Source organism: Paractinoplanes rishiriensis, from assembly GCF_016862375.1.
GTDB classification, from domain to species: domain Bacteria; phylum Actinomycetota; class Actinomycetes; order Mycobacteriales; family Micromonosporaceae; genus Actinoplanes; species Actinoplanes rishiriensis.
On record NZ_BOMV01000091.1, the window covers coordinates 15,877 to 32,377 of the forward strand.

The 16,501-nt window shown below is 71.5% G+C and carries 14 protein-coding genes, 2 tRNA genes and 2 pseudogenes; 8 read left to right on the top strand and 10 right to left on the bottom strand.

Annotated elements, in window-relative coordinates; translation table 11 throughout:
* Positions 1 to 52: 52 nt before the first annotated feature.
* On the top strand, positions 53 to 361 hold the full coding sequence (locus Ari01nite_RS41230) for a glycosyltransferase (RefSeq protein ID WP_275410925.1): 309 nt from the start codon (positions 53 to 55) through the stop codon (positions 359 to 361).
* Entirely contained in the window at positions 358 to 1,032 is a 675-nt protein-coding gene (locus Ari01nite_RS41235) for a DUF998 domain-containing protein (RefSeq protein WP_203788996.1), read from the top strand. The genes Ari01nite_RS41230 and Ari01nite_RS41235 overlap by 4 nt, the downstream gene beginning before the upstream one ends.
* On the opposite strand, the gene Ari01nite_RS41240 is transcribed toward Ari01nite_RS41235, so the two are convergent.
* On the bottom strand, positions 928 to 1,848 hold the full coding sequence (locus Ari01nite_RS41240) for an aminoglycoside phosphotransferase family protein (RefSeq protein WP_203788998.1): 921 nt from the start codon (positions 1,846 to 1,848) through the stop codon (positions 928 to 930). The genes Ari01nite_RS41235 and Ari01nite_RS41240 overlap by 105 nt on opposite strands.
* A gap of 30 nt (positions 1,849 to 1,878) precedes the next feature.
* On the bottom strand, positions 1,879 to 2,613 hold the full coding sequence (locus tag Ari01nite_RS41245; RefSeq protein WP_203789000.1) for a dienelactone hydrolase family protein: 735 nt from the start codon (positions 2,611 to 2,613) through the stop codon (positions 1,879 to 1,881).
* Between the two features lie 67 nt (positions 2,614 to 2,680).
* Between Ari01nite_RS41245 and Ari01nite_RS50440 the strand changes: the two genes are divergently transcribed.
* Positions 2,681 to 3,079 carry a nuclear transport factor 2 family protein gene (locus tag Ari01nite_RS50440; RefSeq protein WP_239163459.1) on the top strand — a complete coding sequence of 133 codons (399 nt, stop codon included), beginning with the start codon at positions 2,681 to 2,683 and terminating at the stop codon, positions 3,077 to 3,079.
* A 484-nt stretch (positions 3,080 to 3,563) separates the two neighbouring features.
* Here Ari01nite_RS50440 and Ari01nite_RS50445 read toward each other — a convergent pair.
* From Ari01nite_RS50445 to Ari01nite_RS41270, 5 genes and pseudogenes are all read right to left on the bottom strand, one after another.
* Positions 3,564 to 4,406 (bottom strand): annotated as a pseudogene (locus Ari01nite_RS50445) (glycosyltransferase 87 family protein); the annotation flags it as partial.
* Positions 4,407 to 4,442: 36 nt separating this feature from the next.
* On the bottom strand, positions 4,443 to 5,546 hold the full coding sequence (locus Ari01nite_RS41255) for a hypothetical protein (protein WP_203789004.1): 1,104 nt from the start codon (positions 5,544 to 5,546) through the stop codon (positions 4,443 to 4,445).
* Complete coding sequence (locus Ari01nite_RS41260) at positions 5,543 to 5,872, bottom strand: PadR family transcriptional regulator (RefSeq protein ID WP_203789006.1); 330 nt, start codon at positions 5,870 to 5,872, stop codon at positions 5,543 to 5,545. The genes Ari01nite_RS41255 and Ari01nite_RS41260 overlap by 4 nt, the downstream gene beginning before the upstream one ends.
* A 19-nt stretch (positions 5,873 to 5,891) precedes the next feature.
* Positions 5,892 to 7,961, bottom strand: a complete 2,070-nt coding sequence (locus Ari01nite_RS41265; RefSeq protein ID WP_203789008.1) for a M14 family zinc carboxypeptidase — start codon at positions 7,959 to 7,961, stop codon at positions 5,892 to 5,894.
* A 221-nt stretch (positions 7,962 to 8,182) separates the two neighbouring features.
* Positions 8,183 to 8,497, bottom strand: a complete 315-nt coding sequence (locus Ari01nite_RS41270) for a hypothetical protein (protein ID WP_203789010.1) — start codon at positions 8,495 to 8,497, stop codon at positions 8,183 to 8,185.
* Positions 8,498 to 8,683: 186 nt separating this feature from the next.
* Between Ari01nite_RS41270 and Ari01nite_RS41275 the strand changes: the two genes are divergently transcribed.
* The 4 genes from Ari01nite_RS41275 (at position 8,684) to Ari01nite_RS41290 (ending at position 12,679) form a co-directional block, all read left to right on the top strand.
* Positions 8,684 to 8,756, top strand: a tRNA-Asn gene (locus Ari01nite_RS41275).
* Between the two features lie 128 nt (positions 8,757 to 8,884).
* The gene (locus Ari01nite_RS41280; protein ID WP_203789012.1) at positions 8,885 to 11,167 is read left to right on the top strand and encodes an ATP-binding protein; all 2,283 of its coding nucleotides are present in this window, start codon (positions 8,885 to 8,887) and stop codon (positions 11,165 to 11,167) included.
* A 128-nt stretch (positions 11,168 to 11,295) separates the two neighbouring features.
* Positions 11,296 to 12,558, top strand: a complete 1,263-nt coding sequence (locus tag Ari01nite_RS41285) for an NAD(P)/FAD-dependent oxidoreductase (RefSeq protein WP_203789014.1) — start codon at positions 11,296 to 11,298, stop codon at positions 12,556 to 12,558.
* A gap of 47 nt (positions 12,559 to 12,605) precedes the next feature.
* A tRNA-Ile gene (locus Ari01nite_RS41290) sits at positions 12,606 to 12,679 on the top strand.
* A 107-nt stretch (positions 12,680 to 12,786) separates the two neighbouring features.
* Here Ari01nite_RS41290 and Ari01nite_RS41295 read toward each other — a convergent pair.
* Positions 12,787 to 14,160: an ATP-binding protein gene (locus Ari01nite_RS41295; protein WP_203789016.1), complete on the bottom strand. Its 1,374-nt coding sequence runs from the start codon at positions 14,158 to 14,160 to the stop codon at positions 12,787 to 12,789.
* A 112-nt stretch (positions 14,161 to 14,272) separates the two neighbouring features.
* Positions 14,273 to 14,518: pseudogene (locus Ari01nite_RS41300) on the bottom strand (EAL domain-containing protein); the annotation flags it as partial.
* Position 14,519: 1 nt separating this feature from the next.
* On the opposite strand from Ari01nite_RS41300, the gene Ari01nite_RS41305 reads away from it, so the two are divergent.
* Entirely contained in the window at positions 14,520 to 15,278 is a 759-nt protein-coding gene (locus tag Ari01nite_RS41305; protein ID WP_438872282.1) for a helix-turn-helix transcriptional regulator, read from the top strand.
* A gap of 52 nt (positions 15,279 to 15,330) precedes the next feature.
* On the opposite strand, the gene Ari01nite_RS41310 is transcribed toward Ari01nite_RS41305, so the two are convergent.
* Positions 15,331 to 16,473 carry a low temperature requirement protein A gene (locus Ari01nite_RS41310; RefSeq protein ID WP_203789018.1) on the bottom strand — a complete coding sequence of 381 codons (1,143 nt, stop codon included), beginning with the start codon at positions 16,471 to 16,473 and terminating at the stop codon, positions 15,331 to 15,333.
* Between the last annotated feature and the right edge of the window lie 28 nt (positions 16,474 to 16,501).

The following is a 16,501-nucleotide window of genomic DNA, read 5'->3' on the forward strand; positions in this document are numbered from 1 at the left end:
TCCTGTCGTCGCCATCGACGGTAGGACCTGGAGCGCGCTCCACCTCAAGCCCTTGATCCCGGAGTCACCAGTCCGCTCGCTGGAGGCGATGGCGTCCGGCCTGCCGGTGCTGGGCGCGGACGCGTCGGCGCTGCCGCACCTGGTGCGCGACGACCACAACGGCTACCTGTTCCCGCCCGGCGACCCGGCGGCGCTGGCCGACCGGCTGGTGGCGGTGCTGTCCGACCCCAGCCGGGCCGAGCTGATGGGCAAGCGCAGCCGGGTCCTCGCCGAGCAGCACGACATCGGGGCCACGGTCGCGGCGTTCGAGGCGGTGTACGGCGAGGTGGCAGTGCCGGCAGCGCGCCTGGTGCCGGCGTGAGCGGTGCCGCCGGCGCGGGCGTGACCGGCTCGGTCGCGGTGGCGATCGCGGCGGGCGCCGCCCTGCACACGTTCGGGTCGGTGGACGCCGTGCACCAGATGCTCAGCGACACCGTCTCGACGCCGGCCGGGGCGGCGCTGCTCGGCCTGGCGTGCGCGGCCCTGGTGGCGGCGGCCGGGTTCCTGACCGCCGCGGCCCGGCACGCGCCCCGGCCCGGACCGGTGCGGGTGCTGCTCGGGCTGTGGGCGGCCGGGCTGGTGGCGCTCGCCGTGTTCCCGACGAACCTGCCCGGCACCGAGGTCACCACCAGCACCGTGGTGCACCGCTGGGGTGCGCCGCTGGCGGTGGCCGTACCCCCGATCGTGGCTCTGCTGGTGGCACCGAGCCGGCGGCTGCGGACGGCCGCGCTGGTGGCCGGCGGTATGGCCGCGGTGTACGGGCTGGCGCACCTGCCCGCGCTGGTCACCGGCGCCGCGGTGCTCCCCTACGCGGGCCTGGGCGAGCGCCTGCTGCTGGCCGCCGACCTGCTCGTGGTGGTGCTGACCGGGGCCCACCTGGGGCCGCGGTCAGCCCGTGCCGAACCAGCGGGCCGCCAGCGAACGGAAGGTCGGCTCGGCCGGCGGCGGCAGGCGTTTCAGCCACGCCGGGATGTTGCTGTAGAGGTGGAGTAGCGACCACGCCATCATCCGGGCGCGGAACGCCTCGTCGAGGTCCTCGTCCCGATAGCCGTACGCCCGCAGCATCCGCCCCAGGAAACGGGCGTCCCCTTCGGACACGAACGCCGCGGCGCCGACGAACTCGTACTCGGCGGCGCCCGGCATGGCCGGCTCGAAGTCGATCAGGCCGGAGTAGCGCCAGCCGCCGGCCGGATCGGGTTCGACATACAGGTGGTCGCGCATCAACTCGGTGTGCAGCAGCACCGGCGGGCCGGCGCCGAGGTCGACGTCGAGCGCCGCGGGCAGGCCGGCCAGCCACTCCTCGGGCAGGCCGAGAGCCCGTTGCCGGCCGGCACACCCGGCGCGCTGGGCGGCCACGAACGCGTCCCAGCCGTCCGGCCACCAGTCGTCCAGGTCGGGCGGCGGCACCCGGTGCAGGGCGGCCACCGCACGGCCCAGGTCGTCGGCCAGCCGGTCCCGGGACAGCACGTTGATCCGGCGCCAGGCCACGGCCAGCGGCACCCCGGCGACCCGGTCCATCAGCACGTAGCCCCAGCCGTCCCGCTCCCCGGTGGCATGCACCCGCGGGGTGGGTATCGGCAGCCGGCCGGCAACGGCCTCCAGCACCCCGGCCTCGAACTGCCGCTCCTCCGCATACACCTGCGGAAACAGCTTGAGAACGCAGGTGCCCGCGGCGTACACGGGAAGCGAACCGGAAGCGAAACGCGCGGCACCAGCCGAATCCGCTCCCAGCTCGCGCAGCAGACGATCGACACCGGGCCGTAGCGCGCGCTCGTCCCGGGCGATCGCGTCATAGGCCTCTTCCGTCACGGCCGGCGGCAACCCTGTCATGGCCCCGGACTACCGGCCTTTGAAGAACGAAACAGCCTCGGCCAGCGCCAGGTCGGTCAGCTCCGGGTCGTGCCGGGGCCCGACGTCACGCATGAACGCGTGCTCGCCGCCGCGGTAGACGTGCAGCTCGAGATCGTCCTGCCCGGCCGCGTAGAGAGCACCCAGAATCTGCGCGCGGGCCTCGGCCGGCACATGCGGATCCTGCGACCCGAACACGATCATCAGCCGCCCGCCGATCTCGTCCGCCCGCGCCAGCGACCCCGCGTCGGCGTCCGCCCCCAGCGCCCCGTTGTGCAGTCCGGTCGGATAGAAGCAGACGGTGGCGGCGACCCGCCAGTCGAACGCGGCCCGGAAAGCCAGGTGCCCGCCGATGCAGAACCCGGTGGCGAACAGTGCGGTCACGTCGGCCCGGCCCGCGAGGTAGTCGAGAACGGCCACCCGGTCCGAGTCGAACTGCGCGGTGGTGGTGGACGTCGCGCCGCCGAGCCCCGCCGCCTTGCCGGCGTCGTCGAACTCCAGCGCCACCCCCGCAAGGTCGCCGCGCGGATAGATCTCCGGCACGGCCACCACGAATCCCGCTGCCGCCAGCCGGCGCGCGGTCCGCAGCGTCGACTCGGTGAGCTGGAAAATGTCGGTGTAGAGCAGCACCCCCGGCCACCGCTCGTCCCCCGCCGGCCGGATGACCACGGTCCGGATCTCGCAGTCGGGCGCCGGCACCCGAACCTCGTCCTCGCGCAATTTCATGCCGAGTGACACTACTGGCGCGGTTTGCCCTTTCTCCGTGGGCCACGCCGCCCGCCTATGCTGAGGAGTGCCCCCTTCACACCGCAAAATCTTCGAGAGTTACGTGTACGCGGGCGCCATCACCCGCAATCCCGACGCGTTCGCGGCGCTGTTCACCGAGGACGGCGTCTTCGAGGCGCCCCTGGTGCCCGGCGCCCGCCTGACCGGCCGCACCGAAATCCGGGACGGCATAGCCGCCTTCCAGTCCGGCATGCCCGGCGCGGTCAATGTCGCGGAGTCCGCCTACGTCCTGCACGAGACCCAGGACCCCGACGTCTTCATAGCCGAAATCGACACGGTCCTAGACGCCCCCGACGGCCGGCGCACCACGATGTCCTTGGTCCAGATCTTCCGCCTGCGCAACGGCCAGATCCGCCACCTACGCGACTACTTCCACGAGCCGATCCCCCCTGACCGCACTCCGTAGTCCCGGCTGCAGATCCCGTTCCTGCCCCTCCCGGCTCCCGCCCTTCCGGCTCCCGCCCTCCCCGGCGCCCGCCCATGCTTTTAGCCGCAAACGTCCCCCACTGGCGCTCGCCCGCACCGCAATGTTCCGGCCGAGAGCCGGCCCCGTCAGGCCGGCCCTGCGCCGGAAGACTCGCCCGACCAGGTCGAACCCACCGCCAGACGACCGCCCCGACCAGGTCAGGTCCTCGGCCGGGAAAGCGGCCCCCGCCCAGGCCGGCGCCAACCGGCCGAGCGTCGCGGGCCGCCTCGGTCCCGATGGGGAGCAGGGTGGCTATCGCTGTCGCCAGGAGCAGGCGGGCGTCGCTCCACAGCGGCGGCCCCAACGCGGTCACCGGCAGCAGCATCACGGCCAATACCGCCCAGCGGCAGGCTCGGTGGATCGGCAGGAACGCCGCCAGGACCAGCCAGACCTGGTGGTGGGTCCAGGACACCGGGGAGAAGACGACGCTGGCGGCGCCCACCACGACCGTGGCGGCCAACCAGTTGCCGGCCCGGGACAGTTTGGCGGCCCGGTGCAGGGACAGCAGCACTATCAGGCCGCCCAGCAGGAGGACCAGCGCGGAGCGGGTCGCGTCGTCGGCGCCCCAGCGGAGCAGCGCCGCGTTCAGGCTCTGGTTGCCCAGCGAGGTGATGTAGCCGAGGCGGTCCACGTTGCGCACCTCGGTGGTCCAGAAACGCCAGGATTCGGCCGGCAGCATCACCCACGCGGCGGCGGCGCAGGAGAGGAACGTCGCGATGGCGGTCACGGCGGCCCGGCGCCGGCCGCCGCACCAGAGCATCGGGATGAAGATGAGCGGCGTCAGCTTCACGGCCGCCGCCACGCCGATCAGGACGCCCTGCGTTGCACCCGGCCGGCGCATGACGTCCGCCAGCACCAGGACGGCCAGGAAGAGACTGACCTGTCCGTATCGCAGGTTCGACGCGACCGGCGCGGACAGCATGAGGGCCAACGCGACCAGCGCGGCGGGGTGAACGCCCGCGGCGATTCTGGCGATGAGGACCACGGCGACCACCGTGGCCAGCGTCCAGGCGGCCTGCACCGCGAGCACCGGCAAGGGGGTGAGCGGGACGAACAGCAGGCCCGCGAACGGCGGATACGTGAAGGGCGCGGCGCCGCGGATGAAGTCGTAGAGGCCCGTGCCGTCGGTGAGCGCGGTGACGGCGCCCAGATAGACAGACAGGTCGGTGAGCCGGGCCTCGGCGGGACGGGCCAGGGCCGCATAACCGGTGACCACGGCGACCAGGAGGGCCGGCAGCCAGGTGGGCTCCGAGCGTTCGCGCACCATGGTAGCTCCTCTACATAGGGGTCCATGAAAAGACCGCTAGGCCCGGCGCACAGCACCGGCCTGGGCGGCCAGCAGCCCGGCGACGAGGGCGAGCACGATGCGGCCGGGAGTGTGTTCGACGAAGCCGAACCCGAATACCGTCGAGTTGTCGATCAGCCGGTGCAACGTCACGCCGATGGCGCCGTCCGGCACCCGGCGAAACAGTTCGGCTGCCACGAGCGCGGCCACCGCGGCCACCACCCCGAACGGCACCCCCAGATCGGCCCGCCCGCGCCGGGGCGCGACGGAGCGCGGCCGGGCGGGCCGGCGGCGGAGGGCCAGCACCAGCACGAACACCGCGGCCAGCAGCATCGGGCCGGCCATCGCGGCGGCGTTGCCGAGCAGCAGTTCGGAAGCGTGTACGCCGCCGGGGAACGCCGGGCCGAACGTGACCGTGCCGCCGGGCAGCAGCGCCAGCGGGAACCAGGCCGCCGCCGTCGCCAGGCTCACGCCCAGCGTGCCGGCCGCGTGCAGTGCGCCGGCCACCGTGGCGACCTCCAGCGTCACCAGGCCGCCGGCCAGCGCCACCAGCGACGCGTGTTTCCGGCGGCCGACCAGATGTGCCGTCAGCGCCATGCCGGCCGTCCAGACGAGCACCGCCGGGAGGATGTCGGCCCAGCCCATGAACGGCATGATGGCGATCCGGTTGCCGGCCAGCAGGAACGCGAACAGCGCCGCGCCGACCGTGACCGTGCGCGGCAGCACCGGAGCCCGCGAGCGGCCCGCCACCGCCACCATGAAGAGGGCCGCACCCAACAGGGCCACCAGGCCCATACCCATGCCGGCCACGTGCTTGACCACATGCACGGCGTTGAACAGGCCGGCCGCCAACAGGGTCACCCCGACGGCCGCGGCCAGCGAGCGGGCCCACGCCTCGAGCCGGGGGACCGCGGCGGCCCCGTCCGGTTCGACCGCGGGCGAGACCGCGAGGCTGACGGCAAAGCGGAGCATCCGGAGCGGGTGGGCCGCCAGCGCCGCCAACTCGGCCTGCCACTCGGCCGCCATGTCGTCAGCCAGGTCGTCGGGCCAGCGCCGCGCCGCCCGCACCACCAGCCAGTGGGCCAGGCGAGCGACAACAGCCGCGGAACCGGGGCCCGTCACGCCGGCCTCGGCCGGATCGCGCGGGCCATCTGGTCGTGCATGCGGGCCACCTCGGCGCCCGCCTCGGCCGCACCCTCCGCGGTGAGACGGTAGTAGCGCCGGGTGGGCCGGCCCTCGGCCGCCGGATCGACCTGTTCCCAGCGGGACTGCACCCACCCGGCCCGCTCGAGGCGGACCAGGATCGGGTACAGCGTCCCGCTGGGCAGGCCGGTCTGCTGCATCAGCTGGAGTCCGTAATGCTCGGCGGCCGGGTCGGCGAGCAGCGCAGCGAGCACCTTGAGCACCGACGTCGTGAGGCGCGGGGAGGTGAGGCGCGGGCTGGGCATGTACGAACTCTACATAGGGTCAGGCCGGGCCGGCAACCTCGGCGGCTATCCGGACCAGTTCGAGCAGGCCGTCGGCGTACTCCTGCGATTCGGCGTGCGCCTCGTCGAACGGCGGCTGGAAGCCGACACCCTCCCAGCGTTGGGTGGCCTCGTTCCAGCGGTCGTTGCCCACCTCGAAGTTCCAGGCCGTGATGCCCAGTTCGTAGTAGAGGTGGTCGGCCGAGTTGCCGGCCGCCGAGTAGAGCACGTCGGCCACCGGGCCGGTGTAGGCCGGCCAGGTCACGGTCTCCCGCGACGTCGCGATGGCGCCGACGATGCGCCGGGCGCTGTCCAGGAAGTACTTCGACTCGTCGATCGACGGCCGGGGCAGGGTGACCCGGCCGGCCGCCTTGTAGGCACCCGGCGACCACATGAAGTAGCCGCCGTAGCTGTGCACGTTCATCGAGAACTTGATGTTCGGATGGGCCGCGGCCAGCGCGACCACGTTGCGGCTCTCCGCCTCGGACAGCTCGGCGGTGCCGGCGTGCGTACCGGAGAGGCAGTTGGTGCTCGCCCCCACGTAACCGTCGAACAGCGAGCCCACCGCGTAGTTGCGGTTGACGTCGACGCCCCACGAGTCCCGGTAGCGGGGGTCGCGGCTCGCCCCGGTGCAGTGGTTCACCAGGTTCTTGCGCTGGAGGGCGAAGTCGTTGAACGAGTAGTTCGCCCCGTCCGGGTTGACCATCGGGATGATGAAGATGTCGGTGGCGTCGACCAGCGCCCTGGTGGCCGGATCGGTCGCGTAGTTGGCCAGTAGCCGCTCCGCGAACTCCAGCGTGACCAGCGGCGTCGCCCACTCCCGCGCGTGCTCCTGGCTGTAGGCCAGCACGCCGGTCCGGGAACCGTCGCGCACCGAGCCGATCCGCAGTGCCTGCACGGTCCACGGCCGCTTCGAGACCTCGGTGCCCTTCAGCCCGTCGTCGAGCCGCACCGGTCCGGTCACCGGCATCGGCAGCCCGGTCGAGCCGTCCTCGACCACCGCCCGGAACCGCTGCGGATAGCGGGCCGAGATGAAGGCGGCCACGTCGTCGGTGGTGCTGATCACCTTGCCGCCGGCATCGGTGGCCAAACTCAAGGTCAAAACCCGGTCCCGGTACGCGGCGGACAGCGGCCGATTTGCTGCGGCCGGATCGACCGTGCGCACCTGGACACCGTTCATGCCCTGGTCACCGAAGGCCACCGACTCGACCACCACGGCGGCCGCGGCCGGGTCACCGAGGTAGGCCACCGCGGTCCGCCGGTAACCCTGGGTCTTGTTCGGCAGGTTGAGCACCTCGACCAGCTTCGGGTACTGCCGGGCGAGCCGGCGGATCCGGGCGGAGATGTCGGTCGGGGTGAGGTACGCGTCGATGAAGTCCTTCTGATATCCGCTCGGCGTGGCCGGCGGTGTCGCGCCCGGCCAGGCTCCCGGTGCGATGGCCCGGGACTGCCCGCCGAGGCTGGAGGTCGCGGTCACCTGCACCGGCCGCGCCGGCACCGGCTGCGGCAGCGCGTAGTGGTACTGGTACTCCCCCGAGTCGACGAACCGGATCAGCGGGTACGTCCCGGTCGCACCGTCCGCGGTCCGCCAGGTCACCGTGATCTCGACGTTCGGGTCGTCGGACGCCGTGGTGGCCACCTGCGTCTGCAGGAACGTCTTACCGGTGGAGGTCCACCAGTAGGCCTGCCGGAACAGGAGCGTGTCCGCGGCCAGCGCGGTGCGGCTGGAGCGGACGGCGGCGGCCCGCTGCGGACCGTCCGACTCGCGCTGGATGAGTTGGACCGCCTGGGCCCCGTCGCGGACCAGCGCGGCCAGCTGGCGGTCGTCGACCACCAGGTCGGCCAGCACGTTGCCATCGGCGAGGCGGGGCCGGGCGGCGAGGTCCGCGCCGGCCGCGACGAGGCGGTCCAACGTGGCCTCGTCCGGGAGTTGGAATCGGATGAGGGCGTGCTCGCCGGCGGCGAGCACGACTGCTGCGGGGGCGGCGGCCGCGGCCGCCGGCGGTGGGGCGAGCGTGGCTGCCAGCATGAACGCGGCGGTGGCCGCGATCCATCGGACCCGGGATGACATCAGGCCTCCTGCATCATCGAAGGATGTCGCTACCCACCCCATCGTGATGATCTAAGCCTGTCAACGTTCCACGGTGGACCACCGATACACGCGATGGTCGCGCTATGGCCTCGCGTGGCAGCGGGCCGCGCCGCGGTCCGGGTGCGGACGTCGCCGGGACGTGACGGCGGCCGCCCGTACCTCCAAAGAGATTTTCGGACGGCCGCCGGTCACGTGGTGCGTCAGATGGTGCTCGGCTTGCTGTTCGAGCTGTTCGCGCCGGTGAGCGAGTCGGTGGGCGCGGTGTCGGTGCGGTTCGCGGGGGTGGTGGTCGTGTGCAGCTTCTCGCCGAGCTTCGACGACTGCAGCTTGTCCTTGCCCTCGGTGTAGAGCTTGGTCGCCTGCGCCTGGGCAACCCCGGCGGCCTCCTGGACCGACGGGCTCTCCCACAACTTCTGGGCGCTGGACCGGATCTCCTCGTACTTCTCCCGGCCGGCACGGCTACCCAGGACGAAGCCCGCCGCAAGGCCGGTGAGGAACATCAGCTTTCCGCGCATGGTGGCGGCTCCTTCCGTTCGTGACGCGCGTGCGTCTCTGCGGCGTCATACCCATCCTGCCCGCCCGGTACTCCTGCCACGTACGTTTACCCCGGTGGTGGCGCGCCGGGTAGCCCCTTCGCGCAGCAGCCGGACGGTCATGTACTCTGTTCCCCGGCACCGAGGAAGGGTCGCGGCGCCGAGCAGTCCCCGATAGCTCAATTGGCAGAGCAGCCGGCTGTTAACCGGCAGGTTATAGGTTCGAGTCCTATTCGGGGAGCTTCTCCGAACCCCGGGTCCAAGACCCGGGGCATTTTCGTGTTTCCGAGCATCCTACGCCTCCTTTGTGGATCATCCCGGCGCCGGGCTGCTACCCCTCAACTGAATCGGTTCAGTACGCTGGGGCGAATGGCTGGCGGATCAGACGGCGACTTCGGCAGCTGGGTGCGGCAGCGCCGGCAGGCACTGCTACTCACCCAGGAGGACCTGGCCGAACGGGCCAAGGTCAGCGTTCGCACGGTGCAGATGATCGAGTCGGGCCGGGCCGCCACGATCCGGGCAGCCACCCGGCGGCAGCTGCTCGACGTGCTCGGCCCCTCGCTCGACCCGGCGGCCGGCCCAGCGGCCGGCCCAGCGGCCGGCCCAGCGGCCGGCCCAGCGGGCGGGGCTCTCCGGGTGGTGCCGGCCCAGCTTCCTGGTGACCTCGCCGCCTTCGCCGGTCGCGCCGGGCATCTCGCCACCCTGGACGGCCTGGTCACCGCAGCGCCGGCCGCGGTGATCATCTCGGCGGTCTCCGGCACCGCGGGCGTCGGCAAGACCACCCTGGCGGTGCACTGGGCACACCGGGCGGCCGGCGACTTCCCGGACGGGCAGCTGTACGTGAACCTGCGCGGCTTCGACCCGGCCGGCGCACCGGCGGAGCCGGCCGAGGTGGTCCGCGGGTTTCTGGACGCGCTCGGCGTACCGGCCGACCGGGTACCGGCCGACCCGGACGCGCAGGTGGCGCTGTACCGCAGCCTGATCGCCGGCCGCCGGATCCTGGTGATCCTGGACAACGCCCGGGACGCCGCCCAGGTCCGGCCGCTGCTACCCGGCTCGCGCGGAGCGTTCGCCCTGATCACCAGCCGCAACCAGCTCACCCCGCTGGTGGCCACCGACGGCGCGGCCGTGATGCGGCTCGAGCTGCTGTCCGCCCCGGAAGCCACCGAGCTGCTGGCGGCCCGGCTGGGTGCCGAGCGGCTGGCCTCCGAACCGGAGGCGACCCGGCAGATCCTGGACGCCTGCGCCGGGTTGCCGCTGGCGCTGGCCATCGCGGCGGCGCGGGCGTCGCAGACCGGGTTCCCGCTGGCCAGCCTGGCCGCCGAGCTGACCGACCGGCTGACCGCGCTGGACGCCGGCGACCCGGCCACCCAGGTGGCGACCGTCTTCTCCTGGTCGTACGCGACGCTCAGCCCGCCGGCCGCGGCGCTGTTCCGCCTGCTCGGCCGCGACCCGGCGCCGCAGACCGCCGCGGCGGCGGCCGCGCTCGCCGGGTTCGACGTTGCCGAGCCGCTGGCCGAGTTGGTCAAAGCCAACCTGCTCAGCTCCTCGGCCGGCGGGCGGTTCGCCATGCACGACCTGCTGCGCGCCTATGCGGCCGATCTCGCCTCCCGGCTGGATCCGCCGGAGGTCCTGCGGGCGGCGACGGTGCGGTTGCTCTCCTATTACACGCTCACGGCGCACGAGGCGAGCCGGCTGCTCTATCCGCATCGGGACCCGATTCCGCTGCCGGTCCCACCTTCGGATTTTGTGCCCTTTGCTGCCGCCTCATGGCTTGCCGATGAGCACCCTGTCCTCGTCTCCGCCGCGCGATATGCGGCGAATGCCGGCTTCGACGAACAGGCCTGGCAGCTGGCCTGGTGCCTGGACACCTTCCTCTACCGGCAGGGCCACTGGCACGAGTTGGCGGCGGCGTGGACGGCGGCCCTGCCCGCAGCCGCCCGCCTCGGCGGCCGGTGTGAGGCGTACGCCCATCAGCGCCTGGCCCGCCCGGCCACCCGGTTCGGCCGGTACGCCGAGGCCCGCGCACACATCCGCAAGGCCCTCGACCACTACACCGCGGCCGGCGACCTGATCGGCCAGGCCGACACGCACTGCAGCCTGGTGCCGATCTGGGACCTGGAGGGCGGCTACGCCGAGGCGCTGCACCACGTCGAGCGGGCGTCGGCGCTCTACCAGGCGGCCGGGCACCGCCGCGGGCACGCCGTCACCCTCTCCAACATGGGCTGGTTCCGCGCCCGGCTCGGCGACCTCCGGGCCGCGCAGGACTGCTGCGAACCCACCCTGGCGATGTTCCGCGAGCTCGGCGACCGCACCGGCGAGGCGGGCGCCTGGTCCACCCTCGGCTTCATCCGGCACCGGATGGAGCGGTACGCCGACGCGGCCGGCTCGTACCAGCGGGCGCTGGACCTGTACCGGGAGATCGGCGACCGCTACAACGAGGCGGGCACGCTGTCCCGGCTCGGCGACACCCACCTGGCCGCCGGTAAGGTGACGGCCGCGCGCGAGGTGCTGGAGCAGGCGCTGGCCATCTACGCCGACCTGGGCCACGACGAGGCCGCCACGATCCGGGCCACGCTGGAAAGCTGCGGGCAAACTGCGGGTCCGCTGCGGGGTGCCGGGGCCCGCCCGCCGATAGCGTCGACGAGGTAATTCGCCAACGGGGGGCCGAGCGCGCGCTCAGTGCGGGGCGTGCGCTCGGCGGTGTGCGGTTTCGCTGCCGTGCGGTGCGCTCGGCGTTAGGCTGGGGCTGCCTGGTTCGTCCCCTTGTGAGGTAGCCCGTGTCGCAGCCCGTTGAGGTGGACGTCGTCATTGTCGGCGGCGGACTCGCCGGACTCGCCGCTGCCCGCCGCCTGGACCGCGCCGGCGTGGAGTGGCTGCTGGTGGAGGCCTCCGACCGGATCGGCGGGCGGGTCGCCACCGACGTGATCGACGGCTGGCGGCTGGACCGGGGCTTCCAGGTGCTCAACACCGCGTACCCCCGGGTGCCCGCGTTGCTCGACATCGACTCGCTCGACCTGCGCTACTTCACGTCCGGTGTCCTGGTGCGCCGCGGCGGCGAGTTGCACCGCCTGGACAACCCGCTGCGTGAGCCGCTGAGCGTGGCACAAACCCTCAATTCCGGCATCGGTACGCTCAGCGACCGCCTGAAGTTCGCGGCGCTGGCGACCCGCTGCGCCACCCTGCCCGCGTCCCGCCTGCTCGATGCGCGCGAGACCACCACCCAGGAGATGCTGCGCAAGGCCGGCCTGTCGCACCGCATGATCGAGGAGGTGCTGCGACCGTTCCTGTCCGGCATCTTCGCGGACCGCTCGCTGGACACGTCGAGCCACGTCTTCGCGATGGTGCTCCGCTCGTTCGCGCGCGGCCGGATGGGCGTGCCGGCGGCCGGCATGGCGGCCCTGCCCGCGGCCGTGGCGGGCCCTCTCCCGTACCCCCAACTCTTGATCGGAGCCCGCACCCTCTCGCTGGGCCCCGGCATGGTGGTGACCGACGGCGGCGAAATCCGCTGCCGCGCCGTGATCGTCGCCACCGACCCGTCCAGCGCCGCCACCCTGCTCCCCCAGTTGCCCACCCCCGACATGCACGGCCTGACCACGTTCTACTTCGGCGCCGACCGCGCCCCCCTGGACGAGCCCACCCTGGTGCTCGACGGCGACCGCCGCGAGATCATCGCCAACACGGTGGTGGTCAGCAACGCGGCGCCCGAATACGCACCAGTCGGCCGCTCCCTGATAGCCGCGTCGGTGGTCGGCGTCTCGGCCCCGTCCGGCGCCTCGGAACAGGTAATCCGCGTCGAGTTGGCCCGCCTGTACGGCGTGGAGACCAGTTCGTGGGATCTGCTGGAAGTAATCAGCATCCCCGAGGCCCTACCGTCGGCCCGCGTCCCCCAGGCCAAACTCCGCAAGCCGGTAGACCTGGGAGATGGCCTGTTCGTGGCCGGTGATCACCGCGACAGCCCGTCCATCCAGGGCGCCCTGGCCGGCGGCTGGCGCACAGCGGGAGCGGTGCTGACATGGCTCGGAGCGCGCGTACCGGCGTAGATCGGTGGCTTGCGGTTGTTATGGCGGGTTAGGATCGCCGCCGGTACGGGGCGGTAGCTCAGTGGGTTAGAGCAGTCGACTCATAATCGATCGGTCACGGGTTCGAGTCCCGTCCGCCCCACTCCGCTTACCCGGGAGCGACCCCCGGACCCCACGGTGCGGTGGATGCGCTGATGGGGTCGGCGCCGCGCCGTATGGGTTGCGCCGCTTCGCATTCGTTTGGTTTTACTACGTCGGCGACCAGAGTGCGTCCAACGGAAGCACCAGCGTGCCGTCGTCGAATCGGAAAGCTGGTGTGCCTGTGTAGAGCACTACGGCCGTAGCGAGGCGCTCATCGAGGCGGGCGCGAAGCGCTCTGATTCCTGCGAGATCGGACTGGTCGACGCGGGTGCCGGCCTTGATCTCGAACGCAAAGACCATCCCGTCGTCGCGTTCCAGCACCAGATCGACCTCGTGGGCCTCGGACGTGCGAAAGTGACCGACCGTGACCGGTGCATCCGACCAGCTCACCTGCCGAAGGATCTCGCCGACCGCGAAGGTCTCCACCAGATGGCCGTACTCCGTCAAGGTGGCCGCATCGTTAGTGGCGATCTTTTCCGGCGTAAGGCTGAGAAGCCACGCCATGACGCCCGCATCAACCAGATGGACCTTCGGCTGACGGGCGACCCGAGAGCCCAGTGTCGTTCCCCAGGCCGGCACCCGCATGACCAGGAATACGGCCTCGAGGAGCTTGAGGTAGTTCTCGGCGCTGGATTTCTCCATCCCCACAGCCGAAGCCGCGCCGGCGATATTCAATACCTGACCGGACCGGGCAGCGAGAACATGGAGCAGCCGGGGGAGCATCTCCCGCTGACGTACCCGGCTCAGTTCCAGCACATCGCGCTCGATGACGAGATCGAGGTAATTCGCGAACCAGCGCGATCGAGACCGCCCCGGAGCCCGCCGCAACGCAACCGGCATCCCGCCGGAGGTGATCCGCCGGGCATATTCGGCCCGGGTCGTCGTGGACGGCGTGGCGCCGGGCGATACATCAGCGCCGTCGAGCAGCCTGTTGACCAGAAAGTCGCCGCCTCCCCCGTCGATCTCCGCCTGCGTCAGGGGCAGCACGTCCAGGATGTCGACACGACCGGTCAACGCCTGCCCTGCCTCAGGCAGCGTCGAATATCGCGTCGATCCGGCCAGGACGAATCGTCCCGGACTGAGATCCCGGTTCAACTCGGCTTTGATAGCGCTGAGCAGATCCGGAACATGCTGATACTCGTCGATCAGGATCGGGCCCGGACCACTGACGAACCGCCCGGGATCGGCGCGAACCGCAGCTCGGGTGGCGGGATCGTCGCAGTCGACCACGCGGCGTCCGAGACGGTCAGCGAGAGCATGGAGAAGGGTGCTCTTGCCGACCGTACGCGGACCTGCGAAAACGCGAATCTGTGTGGGCGGTACCCGAACCGCCTTCGCGATACATGCTTTGACCTGGTCGAACGTCGGATTCCGGCGGAACGAGCACTGCGGCTGGGCCGGATCGGATATCGCGGCAGGGGCCGGCCAGCGGGTACGGCTATGAGCGGATGCTCGCTCGCTTTGCTCCCCCGCGAGCACCACCTCATCGGTCCCCCATGCCGATCAAACGCCGGGCTGACGCTCCGGTGGTTGTTCCCCGGGCAATGACGCCCGGGGAACAACCACTGCGCGTGCGACAACGCTAGTTCCCTGTTCACGTGCTGACCCGTAGAGCGGCTATGAGCTGCCGCGCGGTTGCAGCCAGGGCGGGGCGCGCCTGACCGGCGGCGGTGTCAGCCGTCACGCCGTCGATCGCGGTGTGACGCCGGCCGAAATCGGGCTCGGCGACGGGACGGCCGAAGTAGTAACCCTGCAGCAATGTGCAGCCGAGCCGATGGAGCGCGTCGGCCTGTTCGGCGGTCTCGACGCCTTCGGCGACCGCGGTCATGCCGAGTTCGGTGCTGATCTGGATGAGCGCCCCCGCTATCACGCTGTGCCGGCCCTCGGCCAAGATTTCGGCGACGGTCGTGGCAAAAGCGGGGCCGGGCGAGTTGGCGGGAGGAGACGTTCACGCTGACTTTGTCGGGCGCGCTGCCGCCCAGTTCGGCCCGCCACCGTGCCATTTGACCTGGACCAACATGGTCCGCATGCTCGCCGCGGACGTTCTCGGCGAGAACCGCGGCCTGACGCAGAACCCGCTCCTCGCCGAACCCCTGCAGGAAATGCTCCTCCTCGGTCTGCTGCTCACCAGCGACCACCCGTACCGGGACCGGCTCGCCTCGCCTCGCCTCGCCTCGCCTCGGCGGCCCCGCGCGATACGTCAGGCGATCGACCTCCTGCACAGCCATCCCGAGCAGCCGATCACCATCGCCAAACTCGCCGACGTCACCGGCGTCAGTGAACGGGCGCTCCAGGCAGGCTTCCAGCGATACGCCGGCATCACGCCCATCACGTACCTGCGTCAAGTCCGCCTCGACCGCGTCCACGAAGAGCTACGGCAGGCGGACCCCGCCCAGACGACCGTGGCCGCCGTTGCACATCGCTGGGGATTCACACATCTGGGCCGCTTCGCGGGCTACTACCGCGCGCGGCACGGCGAGTCGCCGTCCGAACACTCAACGCCTCCGTGGGCCCACGAACGATACGCAACGCACCGCGACAACAGTCATGAGCGCGGTCGGTGCAGACCCGGCAGGCATATGGCGCCCGGATCCGGGTAAGCCGCCGAGGCTTTGCCCGGCGCCGGCGGGCATCGGCCGCGGCCCAGCGCGATCAGTCTGGCTGCGGACGTGCGCCGCCGATCTCCGGCTGCCGCCACACCTCCCACGCCACGAACGCGACGCTGACCGCGGTGACAGCGACCAGGATGGTCAGCGCAGGTACGACCGGCGCCATCGGGATGAGCGTGACCAGGACAATCGAGGTGACCAGACGGTCGGTGGCGATCTCGTGATGATCACGCCACCGGTACAGCACCTCGCCGGCGTAGAACAGCGCAGCGCCGCCGCAGAGGGCCAACCCGAATAGCGGTGGCAGCGGTTCCTCAGGATGGGCGATGGTCTCGCCCACGCCCAGGCTGTACCAGATGATGCCGGCGACCAGCGGCAGGTGCAGATAGCTGTACGCGTCCCGGGCGAGCCGGGCACGCTCGGGTGCCGGAGCCCGGCGCAGCCGTGCCGCCGCACCGTGTTTCAGTCCGAAATACGCCCACCACATCGCGGCCGAGACGAGAACACCGAGCACCACGGCGACCACGACGTCGGCCCTGCGCAGGTCGCCAGTGGCCGCCCGACCCATCTGGTAGATGGATTCACCGAGAGCGATGATGACCATCAAGCCGTGGCGTTCGACGAAGTGGCCGGGCCGCACGTTGAAGCCGCCCATGCCGAACAGGGCCGGGCCGCCGAAGTCCACGAGCATCGCACCGAGCCAGAGCGCCTCTCGCAGGGGCGAATCCTGGGTCGCGGCCAGCACGACGAGTCCCGGGCCGATGAGCAGGATCGACAGCAGTCGCAAGAAGGTGCGCCGCCGCCGCGTGTCCCTGCGCGCCGAGTAGATCAGCAACACGACGTGCAGCAAGCGCACCGTGAGGAGCGCCAGCGCGAAGATCATTGCGTCGTCGCCGAACGCCTCGACCAGGGAACTCGACGCGACCAGCATCGCCGACATGGCGAGAAAGATCAGCGTCCGTGCCAAGTCTCCCGACTCCGCCGAGGTGTTGGTCAGCCAGGTGTAGCAGACCCAGGCCCACCAGATCGCCAAGAGTGCCAGGACACCGTGACCGAATCCGCTCCACGAGGGGTGTTCCTCGATCAGGTGCGTCACCTGCGACATCGAATAGACGAAGACCAGGTCGAAGAACAGTTCCAGGGCACCGACCGCACGGTCGTCCGCAGGACGCTGCGGCGGCCCCATGGCGGGTTCAGCGGCTGATCGCAAGTCC